General features: G+C 69.9%; 20 protein-coding genes and 1 pseudogene. 3 read left to right on the top strand and 18 right to left on the bottom strand.

Going from position 1 to position 23,012, the window contains the following annotated elements; all coding sequences use genetic code 11:
- Position 1: 1 nt before the first annotated feature.
- From BW733_RS16400 to prcB, 3 genes are read right to left on the bottom strand one after another with little or no spacing between them, the layout of a single operon-like run.
- Complete coding sequence (locus BW733_RS16400) at positions 2–1,078, bottom strand: prephenate dehydrogenase (protein WP_077352207.1); 1,077 nt, start codon at positions 1,076–1,078, stop codon at positions 2–4.
- Complete coding sequence (gene prcA / locus BW733_RS16395) at positions 1,071–1,721, bottom strand: proteasome subunit alpha (protein ID WP_335755104.1); 651 nt, start codon at positions 1,719–1,721, stop codon at positions 1,071–1,073. Before prcA ends, BW733_RS16400 begins: the two co-directional genes overlap by 8 nt.
- A 2-nt stretch (positions 1,722–1,723) precedes the next feature.
- The gene (prcB, locus tag BW733_RS16390) at positions 1,724–2,509 is read right to left on the bottom strand and encodes a proteasome subunit beta (RefSeq protein ID WP_152024767.1); all 786 of its coding nucleotides are present in this window, start codon (positions 2,507–2,509) and stop codon (positions 1,724–1,726) included.
- Between the two features lie 87 nt (positions 2,510–2,596).
- On the opposite strand from prcB, the gene BW733_RS16385 reads away from it, so the two are divergent.
- Positions 2,597–2,950: a DUF3054 domain-containing protein gene (locus BW733_RS16385; protein WP_077352203.1), complete on the top strand. Its 354-nt coding sequence runs from the start codon at positions 2,597–2,599 to the stop codon at positions 2,948–2,950.
- A gap of 48 nt (positions 2,951–2,998) precedes the next feature.
- On the opposite strand, the gene BW733_RS16380 is transcribed toward BW733_RS16385, so the two are convergent.
- The 8 genes and pseudogenes from BW733_RS16380 to BW733_RS20205 form a co-directional block, all read right to left on the bottom strand.
- On the bottom strand, positions 2,999–4,660 hold the full coding sequence (locus BW733_RS16380; protein WP_077353090.1) for a ribulokinase: 1,662 nt from the start codon (positions 4,658–4,660) through the stop codon (positions 2,999–3,001).
- 25 nt (positions 4,661–4,685) lie between these two features.
- Positions 4,686–6,041, bottom strand: a complete 1,356-nt coding sequence (locus tag BW733_RS16375; RefSeq protein ID WP_077352201.1) for a sn-glycerol-1-phosphate dehydrogenase — start codon at positions 6,039–6,041, stop codon at positions 4,686–4,688.
- Positions 6,042–6,052: 11 nt separating this feature from the next.
- Complete coding sequence (locus BW733_RS16370; protein ID WP_152024842.1) at positions 6,053–7,612, bottom strand: FGGY-family carbohydrate kinase; 1,560 nt, start codon at positions 7,610–7,612, stop codon at positions 6,053–6,055.
- Between the two features lie 72 nt (positions 7,613–7,684).
- On the bottom strand, positions 7,685–8,527 hold the full coding sequence (locus BW733_RS16365; protein WP_077352197.1) for an HAD-IIA family hydrolase: 843 nt from the start codon (positions 8,525–8,527) through the stop codon (positions 7,685–7,687).
- A 19-nt stretch (positions 8,528–8,546) separates the two neighbouring features.
- The gene (locus tag BW733_RS16360) at positions 8,547–9,545 is read right to left on the bottom strand and encodes a DUF7973 family transport facilitator (RefSeq protein ID WP_077353088.1); all 999 of its coding nucleotides are present in this window, start codon (positions 9,543–9,545) and stop codon (positions 8,547–8,549) included.
- Positions 9,546–9,720: 175 nt separating this feature from the next.
- Positions 9,721–10,182 carry a ribose-5-phosphate isomerase gene (locus tag BW733_RS16355; protein WP_077352195.1) on the bottom strand — a complete coding sequence of 154 codons (462 nt, stop codon included), beginning with the start codon at positions 10,180–10,182 and terminating at the stop codon, positions 9,721–9,723.
- 299 nt (positions 10,183–10,481) lie between these two features.
- Entirely contained in the window at positions 10,482–11,282 is an 801-nt protein-coding gene (locus BW733_RS16350; protein WP_077352193.1) for a DeoR/GlpR family DNA-binding transcription regulator, read from the bottom strand.
- 52 nt (positions 11,283–11,334) lie between these two features.
- Positions 11,335–13,004, bottom strand: a pseudogene (locus BW733_RS20205) (HAD-IA family hydrolase).
- A gap of 140 nt (positions 13,005–13,144) precedes the next feature.
- On the opposite strand from BW733_RS20205, the gene BW733_RS16335 reads away from it, so the two are divergent.
- On the top strand, positions 13,145–13,999 hold the full coding sequence (locus BW733_RS16335; RefSeq protein ID WP_077352187.1) for a proteasome assembly chaperone family protein: 855 nt from the start codon (positions 13,145–13,147) through the stop codon (positions 13,997–13,999).
- A 10-nt stretch (positions 14,000–14,009) separates the two neighbouring features.
- Here BW733_RS16335 and rpe read toward each other — a convergent pair whose 3' ends face one another.
- Positions 14,010–14,663 (bottom strand): ribulose-phosphate 3-epimerase, encoded by a 654-nt coding sequence (rpe, locus tag BW733_RS16330; RefSeq protein ID WP_077352185.1) that lies wholly within the window; start codon positions 14,661–14,663, stop codon positions 14,010–14,012.
- 139 nt (positions 14,664–14,802) lie between these two features.
- On the opposite strand from rpe, the gene BW733_RS16325 reads away from it, so the two are divergent.
- Positions 14,803–15,144, top strand: a complete 342-nt coding sequence (locus BW733_RS16325) for a DUF488 domain-containing protein (protein ID WP_179947121.1) — start codon at positions 14,803–14,805, stop codon at positions 15,142–15,144.
- A 1-nt stretch (position 15,145) separates the two neighbouring features.
- Here BW733_RS16325 and BW733_RS16320 read toward each other — a convergent pair whose 3' ends face one another.
- The 6 genes from BW733_RS16320 to BW733_RS16295 form a co-directional block, all read right to left on the bottom strand.
- The gene (locus BW733_RS16320) at positions 15,146–17,422 is read right to left on the bottom strand and encodes a heavy metal translocating P-type ATPase (protein WP_077352183.1); all 2,277 of its coding nucleotides are present in this window, start codon (positions 17,420–17,422) and stop codon (positions 15,146–15,148) included.
- Positions 17,409–18,359, bottom strand: a complete 951-nt coding sequence (locus BW733_RS16315; protein WP_077352181.1) for a DUF8832 domain-containing protein — start codon at positions 18,357–18,359, stop codon at positions 17,409–17,411. The genes BW733_RS16320 and BW733_RS16315 overlap by 14 nt, the downstream gene beginning before the upstream one ends.
- The gene (locus BW733_RS16310) at positions 18,356–18,562 is read right to left on the bottom strand and encodes a heavy-metal-associated domain-containing protein (protein WP_077352179.1); all 207 of its coding nucleotides are present in this window, start codon (positions 18,560–18,562) and stop codon (positions 18,356–18,358) included. Before BW733_RS16310 ends, BW733_RS16315 begins: the two co-directional genes overlap by 4 nt.
- Before the next feature lie 219 nt (positions 18,563–18,781).
- Positions 18,782–20,062: an RsmB/NOP family class I SAM-dependent RNA methyltransferase gene (locus tag BW733_RS16305; protein WP_237268423.1), complete on the bottom strand. Its 1,281-nt coding sequence runs from the start codon at positions 20,060–20,062 to the stop codon at positions 18,782–18,784.
- Positions 20,063–20,166: 104 nt separating this feature from the next.
- Positions 20,167–21,078, bottom strand: coding sequence for a methionyl-tRNA formyltransferase (gene fmt / locus BW733_RS16300; protein WP_077352175.1), 912 nt, complete (start codon positions 21,076–21,078; stop codon positions 20,167–20,169).
- Entirely contained in the window at positions 21,075–23,012 is a 1,938-nt protein-coding gene (locus BW733_RS16295; RefSeq protein WP_152024766.1) for a primosomal protein N' family DNA-binding protein, read from the bottom strand. The genes fmt and BW733_RS16295 overlap by 4 nt, the downstream gene beginning before the upstream one ends.

The following is a 23,012-nucleotide window of genomic DNA, read 5'->3' as shown; positions in this document are numbered from 1 at the left end:
GTCACTTCCTACTTCCTCGGTGTGCTGCCCAGGCGTGCCAGCCGCCCTCGACGATGCTGGCGCGCAACTTCTCCGCGACGTCCCGCTCGACGGCGATCGACAGGTAGCCGACCTCCCGGACCGGGTCGTGGGTGAGTTCGAAGTCCTCGACGTTGAAGCCCGCGTCGCCGATGTCTGCGAACAGCCGCGAAAGGGCGCGCGGCTCGTCGGGGATCTCGACGGTGACGTCGAGCATGTCGAGCGGCTCCTGGCCGTGCTTGCCGACCAGCGACAGGGCGCCTGCCTGGCCCATGCCGAGGAACTTCTCAAGCGCCTCGGGGTCCTCGAGCGAGTCGATGAGCTGGGCGAGGTCCTGGGCGACGGCGAGCAGCTCGTGCCGCACCGCCGCCACATTCGAGGTGAGGATCTGGCGCCAGAGTCCGGGGTCGGAGCCTGCGATGCGGGTCACGTCGCGGATGCCCTGCCCGGCGAGACGCAGGTTGCCCTGGGGCACGTCACGCAGATGCGAGGCGGTCAGGATACTCATCAGGTGCGGCAGGTGGCTGACCTGGGCGACGGCCTCGTCGTGTTCTGACGCCGGCATGGTGACCACGCGCGCCCCGACGTCGCGGGCGAGCCGTTCGATGACGGCGATGTCCTCCGGAGAGTTGCCCGGCTCCGGCGTGACCACCCAGGTGCGGTCGCGGAACAGGTCCCCGGAAGCGGTCAACGGCCCGGTGAACTGCGAACCGGCCATCGGGTGTGAGCCGACGTAGCGGCGGTGCTCAGGGGCCAGCCGGTCGATGGCTTCGAGGATGGGTGCCTTGACGGAGCCGACGTCGGTGATCACGGCCCCCGGAAACTTGCCGAGCACCTCGGCGACCAGCCCGGGGATCACATCCGGCGGGGTGGCGACCACGACGATGTCGGGATCGTCGGTCTCCTCGTCGGAGACGCGGCCCGCGCCGAGGCTGGCGGCGACCAGCGCGTGCGAGCTGGCGATGTCCCAGAGCATCACGTCGTAGCCTGCGCGGGTGAGGGCGAGGCCGAGTGAGGATCCGACGAGGCCGGCTCCCAGGACGAGGACGGAGTCAGCCACGGGTCACCTCGTGACGAGGCACGCGCCTGAAGGTGCGCCTCCTGCCGGTTCCGCGTTCGAGGACGGCGACCTCGAGCTGCTGTGACGACAGCGCCTTTCCGACGCGTTCCACGACGGTGGCGAGCTCGGCCTGTGGGTCGAACCCGTCGCGCAGGCGCGCGGCCGTGTGCTCCGCGTCGCCGCCGATCACCGCCAGGTCGTCCTCGTCGCTGATCACGCCGTCGTAGCTGATCCGGTAGATCAGGTCGCCCTCGGGGCTCTCCCCCAGTTCGGCGACGATCAGCTCCACCTCGAACGGCTTGTCGACTGCGGAGGCGAACGCCCCACCGAGCTGCTGCGAGTAGGCGCCGGCGAGGCTGCGACCGGTGACGTCGCGCCGGTCGTAGGAGTAGCCGCGCAGGTCGGCATGCCGGATGCCCGCGATCCGCAGCGCCTCGAACTCGTTGTACCTGCCGACCGCCGCGAAGCCGATCCGGTCGTAGATCTCGGCGACCTTGTTCAGCGTCGTGGAGTGGTTGTCGGCCACCAACGCGATCCCATCTCGGTAGCGCACGACGGCGACCGCCCGGCCGCGCGCGATGCCCTTGCGGGCGAACTCGGCACGGTCGAGCATCTGCTGCTCGGGCGAGACGTAGAAGTTCATGCTCACAGCGCGTACCCCCTCGGACCGTCGGGGCGACCGGTGCGGGCGGTGATGATCTGCTCGGCGAGCTCCCGCACGCCCTGCTCGGACCAACGGGCGACGCCGTCTGCGTTGGCCCGCATGACGAGCGGGAAGATGCCACGGGTCAGGTCGAGCCCGGAGGTGGCCGAGTCGTCGTCGGCCGCGTCGTAGAGCGACTGCAGCAGGGCGGCGACGGCGGACTGCTCGTCGGCCTCGGGGTCGTACAGCTTCTTCAGCGCGCCGCGGGCGAACGCCGATCCGGAGCCGACGGAGCAGAACTCGTGCTCCTCGTAGCGGCCGCCGGTGGCGTCGTAGGAGAACATCCGGCCGCGCACCGCGCGCTCGTCCCAGCCGATGAACAGCGGAAGCACCGCCATGCCCTGCATGGCCTGCGCCAGGTTGCCGCGGATCAGGGAGCCGAGCCGGTTGGCCTTGCCGTCGAAGCTGAGCCCGACGCCCTCGACCTTCTCGAAGTGCTCCAGTTCGACCTGGAACAGCCGCACGAGCTCGATGGCGATGCCCGCGACACCCGCCACGCCGATGATCGACTGGTCGTCGGCGGAAAACACCTTCTCGATGTCGCGCATCGCGATGGCTGAGCCCATCGTGGCGCGGCGGTCGCCTGCCATGACGACGCCGTCGCGATAGCGTGCCGCGACGATCGTCGTGCCGTGCACGGCGGGAAAGGCGTCAGCCGGGGCCGCGGGAAGGGCTTCCGGCGACACGGATCTCACGTAATCCACGAAGGAGGGGTTGGCCGAAGTCACCGGACCATCCTAGTGTCGAACGCCGCGGACCTCATGTCGGCAGGTCCCGCGCGATACGGGGCTCGGCGCATCCCTAGACTGGCCGACATGGTGCGTCTCGGCTGGTTCCTGATCGATCTCGTCTTCGTGGTGGTGTTCGCCGCCGTCGGGCGGGCGTCGCACGGCGAGTCCGTGCTCGGCACCTTCATCACGGCGTGGCCGTTCCTGGTCGGCTGCGCGGCCGCGTGGCTCGTGCTGGTGCTGCTCGGCGACGACGGTCTCGGCCGGCGCGCAGCGGTGATTGTGTGGCTCGTCACCCTGCTTGGCGGGATGGCGCTGCGGCTGGCGAGCAGCGACACGGCGGAGGTGCCGTTCATCATCGTCGCGACACTGTTCCTTGCCGCCACCCTGTTCGGCTGGCGGCTCGTCGCCTCGCTGGTGCGCAGGAGGAGGCAGGCGTAGGGCCGCCGCCGTCGTCAACAGTTGCGGCGGCCCTACCGGGGCGGAGCTTCAGTTGCCCCTTGCCTCCCGCTGCAGCTTGCGGAGCACGTGCATGACGTCGCTACCCCCACGACCGAAGTGGTCGTGGAGCGCCAGGTACTGCTCGTACAGCAGGTCATATCGGGCCGACGCGTCCGCGTCCGGCGTGTAGGCGGCAGTCTGCTTGTCGCCCATCTTCTCCGCGGCCTCGGCGACGGAGTCGTAGTGGCCGGCGGCGGTTGCCGCGAAGATGGCGGAGCCGAGCGCGCCGTTCTCCTTGTTCGTCGCGATGCAGATGTCCATGCCGAGGACGTCGGCGTAGATCTGCATCAGGAAGGCGTTCTTGATCAGCCCGCCCGCCGCGATGAACTCAGTCACGTCGATGCCGTTGGAGGTGAAGGCCTCCACGATCCGCCGCACCCCGAAGGCGGTCGCCTCGATCAGGGCGCGGTAGATGCTCTCCGGCGGCGTGTGCAGCGTGAGGCCGACGATCAGGCCGCTGAGGTTGGGGTCCATCAGCACCGAGCGGTTGCCGTTGTGCCAGTCGAGCGCGACGAGGCCGTGCTCCCCCACGGCCTGCTTCGCCGCCTTCTCCGCGAGCACCTCGTGCACGGAGACCCCGCGGTCGGCTGCCTCCTTGGAGTACTCGACGGGGACGCAGTTGTCCACGAACCAGGCGAACAGGTCACCCACGGCCGTCTGGCCGACCTCGTAGCCCCACTGCCCGTCGACGACACCGCCCTCGACGACGCCGAAGGCTCCAGGCACGTCCTTGAGTTCCGGATGGCTGAGCACCATCGCGGTCGAGGTGCCCATCGCCGCCACCAGCTGTCCGGGCTCGACACCCTTCGCCGACGGCGCATTGACGTGTGCGTCGATGTTCGCGGCGGCGACGGCGATGCCCTCGGGAAGGCCGGTCAGCTCGGCACCCTTGGCGTTGAGCTCGCCCGCCTTCGCCCCGAGCGGGATGACCGGACCCTCCATCTTGTCGAAGACGCGGGCGAAGTCGGGATTCAGCTCGGCGAGGTACTCCTCGGACAGGTTCGCACCGTCCTGGTACAGCCGCTTGTAGCCGGCAAGTCCAGCGGCGTAGGTCTTCTCGCCAGTGAGCTGCCACACGGTCCAGTCCCCCGCGTCGATGTAGACGTCGGCGGCGTCATAGACCTCGCGGTCCTCCTCGAGGGTCTCGAGCACCTTCGGCACGAGGAGCTCGGACGAGATGACACCGCCGTAGCGGCCCAGCCACGTCTCGCCGCGCCGTTCGGCGACCTCGACCATGCGCTTTGCCTGCTCGTGGGCGCCGTGGTGTTTCCAGAGCTTGACGTAGGCGTGGGGCCGGTCGGCGAACCCCTCGACCTCGTTCAGCGGCGTGCCGTCGGCCTTCGCGGCGACGACGGTGGACGCCGTGAAGTCGATGCCGAGGCCGATCACCTCTGCCGCGTCGATGCCGGCGGCCTGCACCGCCTCCGGGACGGCCGAGGCGAGGGCCTCCAGGTAGTCGCCTGCGACCTGCAGCGCGAACTCCGACGGCAGTTCCTGCCCGTCGCCTGCGCTGAGCTTGCGGTCCATCACCGCGTGCGGGTACTCGGCGTCGGCGGTCGCGAGGACCTCACCGTCCGAGGCCCGGACGACTGCCGCCCGGCACGAGAGCGTGCCGAAGTCGAGACCGACCAGGTAAGCGTCGTTGCTCATCATGAAACTCCCTGATTCCTTGTGCTCAGTGCTGCTGTCTGCCCCAGAACCCGTCCGGGGCGAAGAGTTCGTCGACCAGTTGCGCCAGCAGTCCAGTCTCGAGCGCGAGGTCGAGCACGGTGTAGCGGCTGCGGATCATCTGGCAGCGCTCGTACGTCTGGCGGAAACGGTCCCAGTCGAGGTCGATGTCGGACGGGTGCGCCGGGGCACCGACGGCGCGCAGCTGCTCCTGCAGCGTGGCCGCGGGCACGAGCTGTTCGCGCAGCTTGACGACGAGCTCGGGCCAGACCCGCTTGAGCAGCTCGAGCCGCTCGCGGAGCTGCTCGGGGGTGACCCACTTCGCGAGCGTGAGCTCCACGAACTGTTCCTGGAGCTGGGGGTCGGTGTGCACATCGAGCACCCGCTGCCGCAGCGTCTCCTTGTCGGGCCAGGCGGCGACCGCCGCGTCGACGTCGAGCGTGCTGAGGTCGCGCTGCAGGATCAGCTCGTACAGGGCGGCGACGGCGACCGAGCCGATGCCGACCTTGAACCCGTGCGAGAGGCGTCGGGGCGTCACGTCGACGCCGTGGCCCTCCATCTCCCACAGGTGGCTGAACTGGTGCTCGGCCCCGGAGGCGGGGCGAGACGACTGGTAGGCCTGCATGGCGAGGCCGCTCATCAGCAGCCCCTCGGCGAGGTCGGCGACCGCGTCCAGGTCCCCCTGGGCGAGCTCGGCCGGCCGGCTGAGCGAGTGACGCAGCGGCCCCTGCACCTGCCGCCATACGTTCGGGTCCACGGCCTCGACCCCGAGGGCGTCGGCGAGGATCCAGTCGGCGCCCGCCGGCACCTTCCCGAGCAGGTCGCCGTAGCCCGAGGCGGTCATCACCTGGGGTGCGGCCGCCATGATCTCGGTGTCGGCCACGCAGCCGGTGGGGGCCGGGCAGGACAGGGTCTGCTTCAGACCGTCAAGCGCGATCGAGGAGCCGAAGGCGGTGTAGCCGTCCATCGAAGCCGCTGTACCGACGACCAGATACGGCCGCTCCAGCTCGCCCGATGCGCGCTTGACGATGTCATTGAGGGTGCCGGCGCCCACCGCGACCGGAACGGCGTCGACCGTCGCGAGGAAGTCCCGCACGATCTCGACGTTCTCGTACTCCGCATACAGTTCCGGCTCGCCGGGGAAGATGTACGCGTCGCGCACCTCGACGCCCGCCTCGCGCAGCGCGGCCTCGACGGCCTTGCCCGCGATCGCCATGGTGCGCTCGTCGGCGACGACGATGGCCGCCCGGCCTGGGAACAGCTCTGCGAACACGGCGCCGGTCTTGGCGACCGCCCCCGGCTCGAAGGCGATGGCCTTGGTGTCTGTCGCGTCGGCGAGGGCGCGGGTGATCAGTTCCGACATGGTCAGCCTCCTCAGGCCTGGGACTCGTGGTCGACGGTGGCGTGGATGAGTTCCTGCATCTGCGGGTATCCGGCCATGTACTGCTTCAGGTAGAACTGGTACTCCTCGTGCCGCTCCTGGTTGGGCTCGAGGCGGTCAATTTCGTGGACCATGTTCTCCGCGGCGGTCTGGATGTCCGGGTACAGGCCGGCGCCGACCGCCGCGAGCATCGAGGAGCCGAGTGCGACGGCGTCGCCGACCTGGGTGAGCGAGATGGGCACCCCGCTGACGTCGGCGTGCATCTGCATCCACTCCCGGCTCTGGGTGGCACCGCCGGCGGCGACCATCTCCTTGACCTCGAAGCCCTGCGCCTTCATGACCTCCAGGTTGTGTGCGGTGCCGTAGGCGACCGACTCCTGGATGGCGTGGTAGAAGTGCTCCGGGCCGTGGGCGAGCGTGAGGCCCCAGATTATGCCGCGGGCCTTCGAGTCGGTGTAGGGCGTGCGGTTGCCCTGGAAGTACTCGTTGATGATGAGGCCGTCGGAGCCGATCGGCACGTTCTTCGCCTTCTGGCCGAGCAGGTCGTAGGGGCTGAGACCCGTCTGCTCGGCGGCCGCGACGATGTCCTTTGCGAAGTTGTCCTTGAACCACTTCAGCACGGAGCCGGTGGAGACCTGGCCGCCCTCGACGGTGTACTGGCCCTTGACCACGGAGTCGGTGAAGCCTCCGAAGAAGCCCTCGCCGTGGATCTGCTTGTCGCTCTGGCCGGTGAGCACGTGCGACGAGCCGGTGATCAGCGCCATCTTCCCCGGGGTGACCACGCCGAGGCCGATCTGGCCGGCCCAGGCGTCGGCCGGGCCCTGCGCAACGGGGATGCCGGGCGTGAGGCCCAGCAGCTGGGCCGCGATCACGGACAGCTCGCCGACCTGGGTGCCGAGGTCGACGACGTTCTCGGGGATCTTGTCGAAGACGTCGCCGCAGCCGATGGTCTCGTAGAAGTCGACCGGCCAGCCGCCGCGGTCGCGGTTGTAGTACATGCGCTCGGCGGCGGAGTTGATGTTGGTGGTCCACTCCCCCGTCAGCTTGTAGGTGACCCAGTCGGGGGCGTCGACGAGGCGGTGGGCCTTGCCATAGGTGTCACGCTCGTGGTCGCGCAGCCACGCGGCCTTGAAGGGGTACCACTCGGCGGTCGCCGGGGCAGTTCCGCCTCCGTTGACCAGACGGGCCCACGAGTCGGACTCCTCGGCGCGCTTCGAGTACTCGGTGGCGCGCACATCCATCCACATGATGGCGGGGCGCAGATCGTTGCCCTTGTCGTCCATGGCGACGACCGTCATGGTGGTCGCGTCGTAGGAGATGCCCGCGATGTCGGAGGCGGAGATGCCCGCGTTGGCCATCGCCTTGTGGCAGGACGCCTGCAGCGCCTCCCACCAGTCCTTGGGGTTCTGCTCTGCCCAGCCGGGACGCGGGTGCGTCGTCTTGTAGCCGGTGGCGGCGAACGTGACGGGTCGGCCGGTCAGGTCGAAGATGGCGACGCGGCAGCTTTCGGTGCCGAAGTCGATGCCAAGCAGGTACGGGCCGGTGGTCTTGATCATGATGTGTGTGGTCCTCTCAGGGCTCCAGTGCCCGGATCTATGTGGAGGGTTGCCGACGGCGGTGCCGGCTCAGTCGTCGTTCTCGGTCCAGCCGAGTTCGTTCCAGATGGAGGCGGGGATCAGGCGGTCGACCCGGTCGAGCACCCAGCCAGGACGCTGGCTTGGCTCGAGCGCATCGACCTCGGCCTGGGTCGACTCGCCGGTGAGCACCATGGCGGAGCGCATGCCGGTGTCGACGGCCATCTGGATGTCGGTGTGCAGCCGGTCGCCGACCATGACGGCCTCCTCGACCCGCACGTCGAGGCCACGCATGGCCTCCTGCAGCATCACGGGCGACGGCTTGCCGAGGCTGACCGAGCAGGAAACGCCGGTGCAGGCCTCGATGGCAGCCGTGATCGCCGCACAGTCAGGTTCCCCCCGACCACCTGGGAAGGGACAGAAGCGGTCGGGGTTGGTCTGGATGAGTTCGGCGCGCTTGTGGAACCACAGCGCGTCGAAGGCGATCTGGAGCTTGCGGTAGTCGAACGTGCGGTCGTATGAGGCGATGACGATGTCGATCTCCGCCGGGTCCTCGCTCAGGGTGAACCCGGCGTCGCGGAGGGCGGCCTTGAGCGGCTCCTCGGCTACCGGGAAGAGGACCGCGTCGGGCCGGTTCTCCTGCAGCCAGCGCACCGTCGTGACGACGGTGTTGGCGATGTCGGTGATCGGGGTGGGCAGCCCGAGCTTCTCAAGCTTCTCCGCGTACTGGTGCGGGTCCTTCGTCGGGTTGTTCGAGAGGAAGCGCACCGGGATGTCGCGGCGCCGCAGCTCCTCGATCATCCGCTTCGCGCCCGGAAGCAGGTGGTCGCCGAGGTAGATGGTGCCGTCGAGGTCGAAGACGTAGGCACCGAAGAGGCGTTCAGGCTGGGTCATCAGGAATCCTTGTCTCGGGTCAGGAGAAGAGTGCGGCCGAGCTGACGATGATGGTGTTGCTGATCCAGATGGCCATGGCCGGCGGATCGATGTGGGTGTTGCCGCGGATGTAGAAAAGCTTGGCCTGGAACTCGCCGAGGAAGGCGGCGAGCATGCCCGCGACCGCCGCGATGAGGAGGGCACCGACGGCGACCAGCCAGGTCGAGGAGTCCCAGTCACCCCACGCGAAGCCCTGGCCCGCGAGGATCGGCATGTAGACGACGGCTGCGAGGCCGGCGCTGATCGTGATGTGGTGCTGCACGGGCATGTCGTGGCCGAGGATCAGGAACAGCACGATCACGGCGGAGATGCCGAAGGTGAAGGTCTGCGCCTGGCTGGCCGCGCCCGGGAAGAAGGTGGCGAGCGCGATCGAGGCGCCGCCCGCGAGGATGCCGAAGAAGACGCCCATCGGGAGGTACTGGCTCGGCTTGGCCTGGTACTTCAGCCACACGGCGCTCTCGCTGCCTGCGATGCGGCCGAGGAACGACGGGGACTCGTTGAACTTGTCACGGCCGAGCAGGCTGCCGCCGAACATGAGTCGGGCGACGACTGCGGAGATGAAGACGGTGAGGGCGACGGAGTCGGTGTGCGTGCCGAACCAGGGAATCTGGCTGATGCCGATCTGCACGAGGTAGCCGCCTGCACCGAAGAGGGCGCCGACCATCATGACGCTTGGCCGGCCGAGGCCGGCGAGCGGCGAGGAGACGTCCATGCCGCTCGGCAGATACTTCTTCTTCGCCGCGTAGGCCGCGGCCGCGACGCCGCCGGCGAAGGCGATGTGCGGACCCATGAACGGCCCGAAGGCGAGGTAGTCGAACGCGGCCGTCGAGTCGGTCGCGATGAAGATGCCCCAGGACGCGAGGACCGCGAAGCCGGTGAGGGCGAAGGCGTAGTTGGCACCGATCGCCGCGCCGACGTAGCCGCCCGCGAGGGCGGCAGTCAGCCCGAAGAGGAAGATGCCGAGTGAGGCTGTGAACATCATTGTCCTTCGTGAGGGGAGCGCCGCAGCGGCGCAGAGCTTGAGGGGGTTTGCCGGGGCTGCCCGGGTGGTCCCGCCGCAGCCGTGCGGCGGGACCGGTTGTGTCAGTTCGTTGGCTCGTAGGAGCAGGCTGCCCGGGTGGTCCCGCCGCAGCCGTGCGGCGGGACCGGTTGTGTCAGTTGGTTGGCTCGTAGGAGCAGATCGCGTCGACCTTCTCGGCCGAGGCGGACGACGGGTCGAACGTGTAGTCGAAGAACTCGCTCGCCAGTCGCAGCGCGAGCTGCTTGCCGATCACGCGCTCGCCGAGGCAGAGCACCTGGGCGTTGTTGGACAGCACGAGGCGCTCGACCGAGAACGAGTCGTGGGCGGTGCTCGCGCGCACGCCGGGCACCTTGTTGGCGGAGATCGCGACCCCCATGCCGGTGCCGCAGACGAAGACGCCGCGGTCGGCCTCGCCTGCTGCGATCTTTCGGGCAGCGGCCACCGCGAGGTGCGGATAGGCCTCGGCGTCATCGGCGGAGCCGACGCCCACGTCGATCACCTCGTCGATGCGCTCGTCTCCCGAGAGCATCTCCTTGATCGCGTCCTTGTACTGAACTCCCGCATTGTCTGCGGCGAGGACCACGCGAAATCCCATGTCTTCAATCCCTTCGGGCTGCTTTGCCTGGGTCGTTACGGGAAGAGCCTAACACGCAAGATGTGGATTTCACCATAGGCCGTGGTGAATCGTCGGCGACCCGCGTGTCGCGGCGCCATTCTCTGTCCACGAGCTTGCCAAACGGGGTTCTGCAACACGCCGGATTGGCGGATTCTTCTGACGCGACGCGCGGAACCACCCCTCAGCGGGTGGCCCGATCGTCAATTTCGCGCGGCGCTGACACAACCGTGCAGACTTCACTCACGCAGGCGAACAGATTTCACATCATGCGTGGGAACTCAGGGAGCTGCGACCTCCACCGTCGCTCCCCACTCCTGCAGCTGTTCGACGGCCTCGGCGCTGGTCTGGAGGTCGACGACAACCAGGTCGAACTCCTCGAGCGTGGCGAACGCGTGCAGCGCGCGGCGGGTCATCTTGGTGTGGTCGAGCATGAGGAACTTGGTGCGCGCGGCGTCCAGCATGGCCCGCTTCACCGCGACGACGTCCTCGTACGGGTGGTAGCAGCGTCCGTGCGCCAGGCCGGAGGCGGAGATCACGCAGAAATCACCGTCGATGTCGGCGAGGTTGGACAGCGTCGTGGGGCCGAGCATCGAGTTGGCCCATCCCTGGTACGAGCCGCCGAGCACGAAGAGGTTGAGATCCGGGTCGCCGGCCGTCTCCTGGGCGGCGAGCAACGAGTTGGTCACGACGGTCACGGGTGTGCGGTCGCGCAGGGCGCGGATCACGAAGACGCCGCTCGTCGAGTCGTCGATCAGCAGTGAGCTGCGGGGCGTGATGTGGCGGGCGACGACCTCGGCCATCGCACGCTTGGTGCCCTGCTGCTGTTCCATGCGGAACATGGCGCTCGCCTCGTGCAGGCCGGTCGCCAGCGCGGTGACCTTTCCCCTGTGCCGCTGCAGCAGGCCCGCCTCCTCGAGGGTGGCGATGTCACGGTAGACCGTCATGAGGGACACGCCGGTCTGCTCCACGAGCTCGTCGATGCTCACCGAACCGTGCTGGAGGACGAGCTCGGCGATCGCGAAGTGCCGTGCGCGCTGGGCCCCCGGGGCCCCTGGGCGCGCTGGGCTCGTGTCTTTCATGCGGTCCGCCTTCCGGTGCGCGGGAGCAGCGGTGCTCCCGCGGCACACGAGTCTAGTCCGTGGGCGTGGCCTCACCCGCGACGGCGGCCTCCGACGCCGCGTCCGGCTCCTGGACGGCGCCTCCGAGCTCGGCGGGGATGTTGGCCGGGCGGGGTCCGCGGTAGTCGGGCCCGTAGGCGCCGGGCGCTGGGCGGCGCTTGCGCATGGGGGCGCTGACACCCGGCGCGAGGCGGCGCGAGATCACCAGGAAGCCTGTGTGCGCGGAGGTGCCGTGGCCGGGCCGGATGGCGAGCCCCTCGGCGTGCCAGTCGCGCACCGTCGTCTCGGTGGCGCTCGGCTCGGTGAATCCCCCATGGGCACGCAGGGTGTCCATCACCCGTCCGAGCTGGGTCGCGGTGGCCACGTAACAGGTCAGAACCCCGCCGGGGACAAGGCGATCACCCACCGCGTCGATGCACTCCCAGGGGGCGAGCATGTCGAGGATCGCGCGGTCGATCGGCTCGTCCTCGATGGCCTCGACGAGGTCGCCGACAGTCAGCGTCCACGCCGGGTGGGGGCCGCCAAGGAAGTTCTCCACGTTCTTCGAAGCCACGTCGGCGAACTGCTGACGTCGCTCGTAGGAGTGCAGCCTTCCCTCGGGCCCGATGGCGCGCAGCAGGGCGAGGCTCAGCGCGCCGGAGCCCACGCCGGCCTCAAGCACCCGGGCGCCCGGGAAGATGTCGGTCCACATCAGGATCTGTGCGGCGTCCTTGGGGTAGATGACCGCGGCGTCGCGGGGCATCGAGACCATGTACTCGCTGAGCAGCGGGCGGAAGGCCAGGTACTCCATGCCGCCGACGGACTTCACGGTGACGCCCTCGGGGCCGCCGATCAGATCGTCGTGTGCCACCGCGCCCTTCGTGGTGTGCCAGATGGCGCCGTCCTTCAGCACGACCGACTTGCGTCGGCCCTTGCTGTCGGTGAGCGTGACGCGCTCGCCTGCCTGCAGCGGACCGGTGCTGACGCCCGAGAGATCCATCAGATTCCCACCTTGGAGTTGTCGTGCCAGATCTGGAGCAGCTCTGGCCAGGTCGTTTCGCGAAGAGCCGTCTCCGAGACCACCATCCGCGGATGCGGGTCGAGCTGCGCGAGCGCAGGAACAGCGTAGACGAAGGCACCCGCGGCCAGCGCGGAGGTCGCGCCTGGCACCGAGTCCTCGAGCACGATGGTCTCCTCGGGTGCGACCCCGAGCCGGGCCATCGCCGTCAGGTAGGCCTCCGGGTGGGGCTTGGTGTTGACCACGTCGTCTGCGGAGATCACGAACTGGATCGACGGAGGCAGCAATTCGCGGGTGGCGTTCATGATGAACCCGTTCGAGGCGGTGACGACCGCGGCTGACACGCCGTCGGCCTCCGCCGCCTCGATCAGGTCGAGGGTGCCGGGCAGGAAGGGCAGCCCGTCGCGCAGCAGGCGTCCGACGATGCGGTCGTGCAGTTCGCGGTGGATGTCCTGGTGGCGGTCGGGCTGGCCGATGGACAGCGCCATCTGGCGGGTGGTCATCTCCGCGTTCTGACCGATGACCGAGCGCATCATCTCGTCATCCCAGACGACGCCGTGCTCCGCGAGCATCTCGGCCTCGAGTTCGGCCCAGATGGGCTCAGTGTCGACAAGGGTTCCGTCGAAGTCCCACAGGATCGCCTTCGGCTTAGCCTGCATGTGAGTCTCGTCGCCTCCGTATGGCATGGCGCTGTCGGGCGCCAGTGGACAGTTGGGATGGGGCGGCGTGACGCCGACCGCGCGTGCCCCGCTCGAGCGGGAGTCTGCCGTCTTGTCAGGCAGAAGGGCACCGAGGCTAGGTTACCTGCAGGAGGTAGGCTGGACTAATGCAGTTCGCGACCATGGAAGACCTCCGCAACCCGGCCGTCGCCATCGCGTTTTCCGGATGGAATGACGCGGGCAACGCCGCGAGTGACCTACTGCGCCATCTGATCGAGTCTTACCCCGGCACGGATCTCGGGGTGATCGACGACGAGCGCTACTGGGACTTCCAGCAGACGCGTCCCATGCTGCACCGCGCGGCGGACGGCCCCTGGATAGAGTGGCCGGTCATCCGGGTGCGCGTGGTGCACCATCCCGAGCGCGACATCGTCGCGGTGCTCGGCCCCGAGCCGAACCTGCTGTGGCGCACGTTCTCGCAGGAACTGGTCAAGGCCATCCACCAGATCGACCCCGAGATCGTGCTGTTCCTCGGCGCGATGCTCAGCGACGCCCCACACTCGCGCCCGCTTCCGGTCGGCGTCTACTCGACCGATCCCGAGGTCGGCCGCAAGTTCTCCATGGAGGCAAACGACTACACGGGGCCGACGGGCATGATCGGCGTGGCCAGCCAGTTGCTGCTCCATGAGCGGATACCCAGCGCGTCGCTGTGGGTATCGGTGCCGCACTACGTCTCCACTCCCCCGAACCCGAAGGCACAGGAGGCGCTGCTCACCGAGCTCGAGTCGGTGCTGCGGGTCTCGCTCGACCACGCGGAGATCCCAGACGAGGCCGAGAAGTGGAGCATGGCCGTCGACCAGCTCAGCCAGCAGGACCCAGACATCGCCGAGTACATCGGCCAGTTGGAGGAGGCCCGCGACGCCGAGGAGGTCGAGGGGGCCACCGGCGACACGATCGCGGCGGAGCTGGAGAAGTTCCTGCGCCGTCAGGGCGACGACGGAGACTCCCCCACCGCAGGCTGACGGCGTCGGCTCAGTGTCTGCAGGCCGCGACGGCGATCTCGCGCAGGCGGGTGACCATGGCGTCGGGATCCTCGGCACTGTAGACCGCCGAGCCTGCGACGAAGGTGTCGGCACCGGCCTCAGCGCAGCGCCCGATCGTCTCGGCGCTGATACCGCCGTCGACCTGCAGCCAGATCGGGCGATCGCCGAGGAGTTCGCGGGTGCGACGGATCTTGGGCAGCACCAGGTCGAGGAACTTCTGCCCCCCGAAGCCCGGCTCGACGGTCATCAGCAGCACCATGTCCAGCTCGTCCAGCATGTCCGCATACGGGTCGATCGGGGTGGCGGGCTTGAGCGCCATCGACGCGCGCGCTCCCTTGGCGCGCAGCTCGCGGGCAAGGCGGATCGGGGCGGCGGCCGCCTCGACGTGGAAGGTCACCGACTCCGCGCCCGCCTCGGCATAGGCGGGAGCCCAGCGGTCGGGATCCTGGATCATCAGGTGGATGTCGAGCATCTTGTCCGTCGCCTTGCGCAGCGACTCCACGACGGGAAGGCCGATCGACAGGTTCGGGACGAAGTGGTTGTCCATCACGTCGACGTGCACGGCGTCGGCGTCGTTGATCCGGCCCACCTCGTCGGCGAGGTGAGCGAAGTCGGCGTTGAGGATGCTCGGGGTGATACGCATGGACCGAACCCTACCCAAGGCGCCCTTTCCCGGTCGTCCGGGGTGGGCGAGTCGGCGCCCGAACGGGTCCCGCGGGAGCGGCCCGCCTCGGAACACGACCAGGTCAGAGCGGGGGTACCCTGAGGTCGGGGTGAGTCAGATGGAGATCAGGACCAAACGCATCTACGACCCGGCATCGGGCCAGGACGGGTTCCGGGTGCTCGTCGACCGGCTCTGGCCGCGAGGTGTCAGCAAGGAGCGCGCTGCGCTGGATCTGTGGGACAAGGAGGTCGCGCCGTCGACCGGGCTTCGCGAGTGGTGGAACCACGACCCGGACACCTACGACCAGTTCGTCACCCGCTACGAGGCCGAGCTCGATGCGTCCGGGGCGGCGCAGGCCCTCATGGAGAAGGCAGCGGGCGAGGACGTGCTGACGCTGCTCTACGCCGCCCATGACGTGGAGAACAACGCGGCGGTCCTCGCCCGCTATCTGCGCCGCTGAATCAGCTCGGCGCGACCGAACGGAACCCGCGAAGCCGCAGGCTGTTGCCGACGACGAACACGCTTGAGAAGGCCATCGCGGCCCCGGCGAGCATCGGGTTGAGCATCCCGAGCGCGGCGACGGGGATGGCCGCCACGTTGTAAGCGAACGCCCAGAAGAGGTTCGTCTTGATCGTGCCGAGCGTCTTGCGCGACAGGCGGATGGCGTCGACGGCGCTGCGCAGGTCGCCGCGCACCAGGGTGATGTCTGAGGCCTCGATCGCGACATCGGTGCCGGTGCCCATCGCGAGGCCGAGGTCGGCCTGCGCCAGGGCCGGGGCGTCGTTGACGCCGTCGCCGACCATCGCCACGACTCGCCCCTCGCCCTGGAGACGCTTCACCACGTCGACCTTCTCCGCAGGCAGCACCTCTGCGATCACCTCGTCGATGCCCACCTCGGCGGCGATCTGGCGGGCGACCGCCTCGTTGTCTCCGGTCAGCAGCACCGGGGTGAGGCCGAGCCGCTTCAGTCCCTCGACCGCCTCGGCGCTGGTCGGCTTGACCGTGTCGGCCACGATGAGCAGGCCGCGCGGCTCACCGTCCCAGGCCGCCACGACGACGGTCCGGCCCTCGGCCTCGGCAGATGCCTTTGCCTCGCGGAGGGTGTCGTCGAGGCTGCGCTCGCCGAGCAGCGAGTCGCGCCCGACGAGCACGGCATGCCCGTCGACGGTGCCGCTGACCCCGCGGCCCTCGAGGTTGGTGAACCCCTCGGGCGTGGCGAGGGTGCCGACCTCCTCGGTGGCCCCCTTGGCGATCGCCTGGGCGATCGGATGTTCGGACGCGTCCTCGACGGCGCCAGCGAGCCTGAGCAGGTCGGCGCGCTCGACGCCGGGGGCGGTGACGACGTCGACCAGCGTCATCCGGCCGGTGGTCACGGTGCCGGTCTTGTCGAGCACGACGGTGTCGACCTTCCGGGTCGATTCGAGCACCTCGGGGCCCTTGATCAGGATCCCCATCTGGGCGCCGCGTCCCGTGCCGACCAGCAGCGCCGTCGGGGTGGCGAGGCCGAGCGCGCAGGGGCAGGCGATCACCAGCACGGCCACTGCGGCGGTGAAGGCGGCGGCCGCGGGGAACCCCGCCCCGAGCCAGGCGCCGAGCGCGATCACGGCGATCACGATGACGATGGGCACGAAGACCCCGGAGATCCGGTCGGCGAGGCGCTGCACCTCGGCCTTGCCGGTCTGCGCCTCCTCGACGAGCCGGGCCATCTGGGCGAGCTGGGTGTCGCTGCCGATCCGGGTCGCCCGCACGACCAGCCTGCCCCCGGCGTTGACGGTGGCGCCGGTGACGGCGTCGCCCTCCCCCACCTCGACGGGGACGGACTCGCCGGTCAGCATCGAGGCGTCGACGGCGGACGTGCCGGACGCGACGATCCCGTCGGTGGCGATCTTCTCGCCGGGACGGACGATGAACTCGTCGCCGACGCTCAGGTCGTCGACCGGGATCCTTGTCTCGACGCCGTCACGCAGGACGGCGACCTCCTTTGCGCCCAGTTCAAGCAGCGCGCGCAGCGCGGCCCCCGCCTGCCGCTTCGAGCGCTTCTCGAAGTAGCGGCCCGCGAGGATGAACATCGTCACGCCCGCCGCGACCTCGAGGTAGATGTTCGACGCTCCGTCGGAGGGGGCGAGCGTGAACTCGAAGGGATGCGTCATCCCAGGTGTGCCCGCCGTCCCGAGGAACAGCGCGTACAGCGACCACAGGAAGGCGGCGCCGGTTCCCATCGAGATCAGGGTGTCCATGGTCGCGGTGCCGTGGCGCAGGTTCGTCCACGCCGCCTTGTGGAACGGCCACGCGCCCCAGACGACCACCGGGGCGGCCAGAGCAAGCGAGGCCCACTGCCAGTAGGTGAACTGCAGGGCGGGGATCATCGCCATCGCGATCACCGGGACGCTCAGCACGACCGAGCCGATCAGTCGCTGCCTGAGCGTGCGGAGCTCGTGATCCTCCCTCGGCTCCTCCGCTTCACCGGTGTCGCCGGCGGGCGCGGTCGTCTTCGGTTTCGGCAGTTGCGCGGTGTAACCGGTCTTCTCGACCTCCTGCACGAGCAGGCTCGGGTCGTAGTCCTCGGGGACGGTGACCTTTGCCTTCTCGGTGGCGTAGTTGACGGTCGCGGTGACGCCGTCGAGTTTGTTGAGCTTCTTCTCGATCCGGTTCGCGCACGACGCGCACGTCATGCCCCCGATCTCGAGTTCGATGCCCTTGAGCGGGGTGAGCGGCGTGCCGAGGTCAGTGTTCGTCATGCCCGCCCTCCGGCGTCTGGGTTGCCGATCCGTCGTGCGCCGAACCGTGTCCGGCGTCGAGCACGAACTCGGCGGTGTGGACCACGCCGTCGACCTGGAAGTCGAGGTACAACAGGTACCTGCCGGCCGTGGGGGCCTGCGCAGCGAACCTCACGTCGGGCCCTGCGGTGTCGCCGTCCCTCGGCTCATCGCCCTCTGCGTGCACGTGCAGGTAGGCGAGGTCGCCCTGGCGCAGGGCGACGAGGTGTCCGAAGGCTCCGAGGTAGGGCTCGAGCGTCGTGACGGCCTCCCCGTCGCGGGTGACCTCGACGGTCAGCTCGCTCGAATCGCCGGCCGTCAGGTCGCCGTCGAGGGTGACGGTGAAGCCGTCGACCTCGACGGTGCGGGTCGGCTCGAGGTGCACGGGGTCGAACTGGCCGCCGACCTGCAGGGAACTGGCGAGCGTGATGGCGCCGGTCTCTCCCGCAGGGTTGAAGTCGGCGTAGACGCGGTACGTGCCCGCCTCGTCCCAGGACCACGGGATCGACCAGGTGCCGGTCGTGGCGTCGAGGCTCGGGTGGCCGTGGAAGAAGTTGGCGCCGTCGGAGCGCACCACGATCAGGTGCAGGTCGCGCTCGTGCTCGACGTCGAAGTCGGTGACCGGGGCGCCGTCCGGCCCCTGGATCTGGAAGGTGAGCTCGCCCTCGGCGCCGGTCGTCTCCGGCGCGTCGAGCCCGGCGAGGACGTAGCCGTCGATGGCAAGCGAGAGGCCCTTGAGGCTCGCGGCCTGTGAACCGCTGGTTTCGGGGGTGTGGTTCTCGTGGTTCTGCATGTCTGACTCCTTGTTCCAGTTGTCGACCACGCTCTGGGGCACTGCCGCGCCCGCGATGCCGAACGCCGCGCCGAAGGCGACGACCAGTCCGACCGCGTAGAGCGCGAGGCGGGTGAGTGCGTTCATGCGCGCACCGCCGTGTAGCCGGCCTCCTCGACCGCGTCGATGACCGCCGCGTCGTCGATGGGCGTGGGAGACGTGACGGCGACCCGTCCACTCTGGAGGTCGATCCGGACGTCGGTCAGGCCGACCTTTGACAGTTCCTCGCGCATCGAAGCCTCGCAGTGCCCGCAGCTCATCCCGCTCACCTGGTACTCGTTCGTGGCCATCCGCGTCTCCTCCCGTCCAGATACCCCCTCAGGGTATCCCTCTGACTCGGACTCTATACCCCCTAGGGGTATTAAAACAAGCGGATTTCACCAGTTTCCCGCGCTGCGCTTGGCCCGGGATCGCGTGTCGCCTTGAGCACTTATCCGGGTTCGCTGCGCGGAGAGCGCTCTCTATCGCCCGGAGAGCGAACGAACCCGCAATAGTGCTCAAGGTTGAGCTCAGCCGACGCGCAGGAGGGCCAGGTACATGGCGTCGGTTCCGTGACGCTGCGGCCACAGCTGGACGTCGTCGCCGAGGGCGGAGTCGGGCACGCCCGGAAGGTAGCTGGCCGCGACGAGACGCTCGACACCGTCAGTCTCGGCGAGCACGGCGTCGACGACGTCGGTCGTCTCCGACCGGTGAGGGGAGCAGGTGACGTAGGCGACGACGCCGCCGGGCACCGTCGAGGCGATCGCGGAGCGCAGCAGGGCACGCTGCAGGTCGCCGAGCGCCGTCACATCCGACGGGTCGCGCCGCCAGCGCGAGTCCGGGCGGCGACGAAGCGCCCCTAGCCCGGAACACGGCACGTCGACCATCACCTTCGCGAAGCTCCTCCCCCAGGCGGGCATCGTGGCGTCAGCCGTGATCACGGCGTGACCGTCCGGGTAGGCCGACAGCGCCTCGGCGACCAGGCGGGCCCGGTGCTCCTGCGCCTCGCTGGCCAGCAGCCAGGTGCCCTCGTCACGGGCGAGGCCTGCAAGCAGCGCGGCCTTTCCTCCCGGGCCGGCGCACATGTCGAGCCAGGGCCCAGACGGCGCCTCGACCCGCGACAACGCCCAGGCGACGAGTTGGGAGCCCTCGTCCTGGACGCCCGCGCGCCCGTCGCGCACCGCTGCCTGGTCGGCGGGTACGCCGTCGGCGGTCGCCCCGAAGGGCGAGAAGCGCGTGGGCGCGGCGTCCGTGAGGTCCTCGACGGTGGCGAGACCGGGGCGGACGACGAGCGTCGGCTGCGGGGCGGCATTGTTGGCCTCAAGCGCCGCGGGCAGCTCCTCGCGGGGCAGCAGGTCGGCGTAGGCCTCGACGATCCAGCGTGGATGGTGGCCGCGCAGGGCGACGGCGCTCAGCTCGTCGGTGCCGGAGGCCAGCTCGTCGAGCCACGCCTCAAGATCCTGGGCGGTGATCTTGCGCATCACCGCGTTGACCAGGCCGGTGACCCGCTGCCCGACGCTCGCCCGTGCGAGGTCGACCGTCGTCCCGACGGCGGCGTAGCGCTTCAGCCCCATCCCCAGCCCCTGATGGGCCCCGAGCCGCAGCAGGTCGACCACGGCGGGCTGGAGAGTGGAGAGCCTGCGTCCGGCGGCCGCCTCGATGATCAGGTCATAGGTGCCCATCAGTCGACACGTCCCGGCGACGAGTTCGGTGACGAGACCCGCGTCCCGGGTCGAGAGGCCGGCGGTGGCGAGTCGCTTGGCGAGGGCGAGGTTCGCGTAGGCGTCCTCGCCCGTCACCTGACGCAGCACGTCGAAGGCGACCCTGCGCGCCCCACTGCCCTGGCCCTCCTCGGGGCGAGGGCCGCGAGGCCTCTGGGGGCGTTGCCCGCGACGACCGCCGCCGCGAGGCGCGCTCACGACAGCACCCTTCCTGCGACCCCGGAGCGGGCCCAGTCGATCGCGGGCATCCGCCGCTTGCCCGGCGCCTGCACCTCGAGCAGTTCGAGCGTCCCCTCCCCTGTGCCGACGAAGACCTGCCGCTTGGTCGCCTCGAGGGCGCCTGGGGCGAGGTCACGAGGCTCGGCGACGGCGGCTCGGTAGATCTTGAACCGCTGCTCGTCCAGCTCGCACCAGGCCCCCGGATCGGGCGAGCAGCCCATGACCAGGTTGCGCAGCGTCGTCGCGGCGGCGGAGAAGTCGAGCCGCGCCTCCTCGACGGTGATCTTCGGGGCGACGGTGACACCCTCGTCCGGCTGCGGCGTCGGCCGCTCGCCTGCCGCGACCGCGTCGACGGCCTCGACCAGCTGGGCGGCACCCGATTCGGCCAGCGCGGCAAGCAGTTCACCCGCAGTGGCGTCGGGCATCGGCATCGACTCCATGCGGTAGACGTCGCCGGCGTCGAGCGCCTTGACGATCTGGAAACACGCGGTGCCGATCTCCTCGTCGCCCGCGATGATCGCCCGCTGCACCGGGGCCGCCCCTCGCCACCGCGGCAGCAGGGAGAAGTGCAGGTTGATCCAGCCGTTGGTCGGAATGTCGAGTGCCGACTGGGGCAGCAGGGCTCCGTAGGCGACCACCGGGCACAGGTCGGGCTCAAGGGCTCGCAGTCTCGCCTGGAAGTCGGGATCCCTGGGGTGCTCGGGTTTCAGGACCTCGAGCCCGAGCTCCTCGGCCCGCTGGGCGACCGGTGACGGCGTGAGTCGGCGACCGCGCCCCGCAGGGGCGTCTGGCCGGGTGATGACGGCGAGCACCTCGTGGCTCGACGCCACGAGGGCGTCCAGCGCGGGGACCGCGGCCTCGGGGGTGCCTGCGAACACGAGCCTCATCTGTCCTCCAGTGATTCGGGGTCGACGGTGATGCTGAGCAGCCCGCGTTCCTTGCGGGCCGACCGGATGGCGGCGGCACTCTTCACGCGCCGGGTCAGGTCTTTCGCGCGGTCGACCGGGGTGCGCAGCAGCGCCGCCCAGCGGTCGGATCCGACCTCCGTGGGACCGAGGATCTCGATGCCCTCCCAGTCGTCGTTGTCGAGGAAGTCGCGCACCGCGTCCCCCTCACCGACGATGCGGGCGAGCTTGACGGCCGGGGCGAGCCCCGCGTCGGCTCGGTCGGCCAGCTCGCGCGCGGCGAAGCCTGCGAGGTCGGCACGGACCATCGCCTGAACGGCGGGATGAGCCGACGGCCCGACGATCAGCACCGACCCGCCGTCGTGCGGGTTCCGCGCGAGCGCTGCCGCGTTCGACCAGCGTCGAACCGCCTCCTCCGCGGCCCGCAGGTCGGCGCGGCCGAGCGCCACCTCCGCGTCGAGGATCAGCACCCCTGCATAGCCTCCCGCCGCCTCGGGCTCGGCGCCCGGAGTCGCCACGACGATGGCCGACTCGTCCGGCACCTCGTCACGGATCCGGTCGGCGGAGGAGTTGACGGCGAGCACCCCGGGAAAGGCCCGGGCCAGCTCCTCCGCGGTGCGGGCGGCGCCGGGGAGCGGGGTCCGCAGCTGAGAGGTGTGGCAATGGGCGCAGCTCCACCGTGCCGGACGGTGCCCGCACAGCGCACACTCCGGTGCGCCCTTGGTCCGCTCACGCATCGGACCGGCACACCGGGAGCAGCGGGCCTGGTTGCCACACCGGGCGCACGACAGCGACCCGGAGTAGCCGACCATCGGGACGTGGACCAGCACGGGCCCGCGGGCGAGATGGTCACGCAGGAAACGGAAGGCCACCGACGGGATGCGCAGCCGGGCTGCGGTGGGATCACGTTGCCTGTCCTGCTCGACCACCGCGCGCACAGGGGTCGAGACGCGTCGGGCGTCGCCAGGGCTGAGCGCCAGTTCGCGGAGCCAGCCGCGTTCGACGAGCGCCTGCGCGTCGGTGCTGCGCCCGTGCCCGGCGATCAGCAAGCCTGCGTCCTCCCGGGAGGCGCGCAGGATGGCCACCGACCTGGCGTGCGGGTGCGGCGCGCGCAGCTCCTCGTGCTGGTCGTTGCCGTCATCGACGATCACGATCAGCCCGAGGTCGGGCACGGGAGCGAAGACGGCGCTGCGGGTGCCGAGGATGATCCGCGCCTCGCCCCTCGACGCGGCGAGATAGGCGCGGTAGCGGGCGGAGCGTCCGTTCTCCGAGGCGAGCGAACCGACGGCGCCGTGCCCGAACACCGCACGGAACCGGGCGAGGGCCGCGGTGAGGTCGCGTGCGGTCGGCAGGATCACGACCGCAGACCGGCCGGAGCGAAGGGTCGCGTCGACCGCCTCGATCACTCCCCCGATCAGGTCGCCTGGTCCCCCGTGGACGGCGGCCGCCTGCCACAGGACCTTCGGGGAACGACCCTCGGCCAGCGCCTCGAGCAGCGAGCTGCCCTCCGGATAGGCGGGCAGCACGCTCGCCGCGTCGAGGGGCTTCGGCTCGGGCCACTCGCGCTGCGGGGCCTTCTCGGTGGCGGCGTGGCGCGGCGGGATGGCAAGCCGGGCCACGTCCGACCAACTGCCTGCATAGTGATCGGCGACGGCACGGATCAGCCCTGCCACGCGTGGGGTGGCGAGCGGTTCTGGCGAGACCACCTTGCGCAGTCGGGCGAGGTTGGCCACCTCGCTCGACTCGGCCAGCTCCAGCAGCCAGCCGTCGCGGATCTGCCCGGAGAAGGGCACCTTCACGCGGGCGCCGACGACGGCGTCCTCCACGAGGGCGTCAGGGATCTCGTAGTCGAACAGCCGGTCCAGGTGGGCCAGCGGCACGTCCACGGCGACCCGCGCCACCCGTGGGGTGGGCAC

The organism is Tessaracoccus flavescens (genome assembly GCF_001998865.1).
Lineage (GTDB): Bacteria > Actinomycetota > Actinomycetes > Propionibacteriales > Propionibacteriaceae > Arachnia > Arachnia flavescens.
The sequence above is the reverse complement of the archived record's forward strand: the minus strand, read 5'-3'. Positions and strand labels throughout refer to the sequence as shown.

Excerpts from the sequence above, each read along its gene's own strand:
- BW733_RS16380 (WP_077353090.1), bottom strand. The coding sequence starts at position 4,660 with ATGAGCAACGACGCTTACCTGGTCGGTCTCGACTTCGGCACGCTCTCG.
- BW733_RS16310 (WP_077352179.1), bottom strand. The coding sequence starts at position 18,562 with ATGGCCACGAACGAGTACCAGGTGAGCGGGATGAGCTGCGGGCACTGC.
- BW733_RS16350 (WP_077352193.1), bottom strand. The coding sequence starts at position 11,282 with ATGAAAGACACGAGCCCAGCGCGCCCAGGGGCCCCGGGGGCCCAGCGC.
- rpe (WP_077352185.1), bottom strand. The coding sequence starts at position 14,663 with ATGCGTATCACCCCGAGCATCCTCAACGCCGACTTCGCTCACCTCGCC.
- BW733_RS16320 (WP_077352183.1), bottom strand. The coding sequence starts at position 17,422 with ATGACGAACACTGACCTCGGCACGCCGCTCACCCCGCTCAAGGGCATC.
- BW733_RS16325 (WP_179947121.1), top strand. The coding sequence starts at position 14,803 with ATGGAGATCAGGACCAAACGCATCTACGACCCGGCATCGGGCCAGGAC.
- BW733_RS16365 (WP_077352197.1), bottom strand. The coding sequence starts at position 8,527 with ATGACCCAGCCTGAACGCCTCTTCGGTGCCTACGTCTTCGACCTCGAC.
- BW733_RS16375 (WP_077352201.1), bottom strand. The coding sequence starts at position 6,041 with ATGTCGGAACTGATCACCCGCGCCCTCGCCGACGCGACAGACACCAAG.
- prcA (WP_335755104.1), bottom strand. The coding sequence starts at position 1,721 with ATGAACTTCTACGTCTCGCCCGAGCAGCAGATGCTCGACCGTGCCGAG.
- BW733_RS16315 (WP_077352181.1), bottom strand. The coding sequence starts at position 18,359 with ATGAACGCACTCACCCGCCTCGCGCTCTACGCGGTCGGACTGGTCGTC.
- BW733_RS16360 (WP_077353088.1), bottom strand. The coding sequence starts at position 9,545 with ATGTTCACAGCCTCACTCGGCATCTTCCTCTTCGGGCTGACTGCCGCC.
- BW733_RS16335 (WP_077352187.1), top strand. The coding sequence starts at position 13,145 with ATGCAGTTCGCGACCATGGAAGACCTCCGCAACCCGGCCGTCGCCATC.
- fmt (WP_077352175.1), bottom strand. The coding sequence starts at position 21,078 with ATGAGGCTCGTGTTCGCAGGCACCCCCGAGGCCGCGGTCCCCGCGCTG.
- BW733_RS16385 (WP_077352203.1), top strand. The coding sequence starts at position 2,597 with ATGGTGCGTCTCGGCTGGTTCCTGATCGATCTCGTCTTCGTGGTGGTG.
- BW733_RS16355 (WP_077352195.1), bottom strand. The coding sequence starts at position 10,182 with ATGGGATTTCGCGTGGTCCTCGCCGCAGACAATGCGGGAGTTCAGTAC.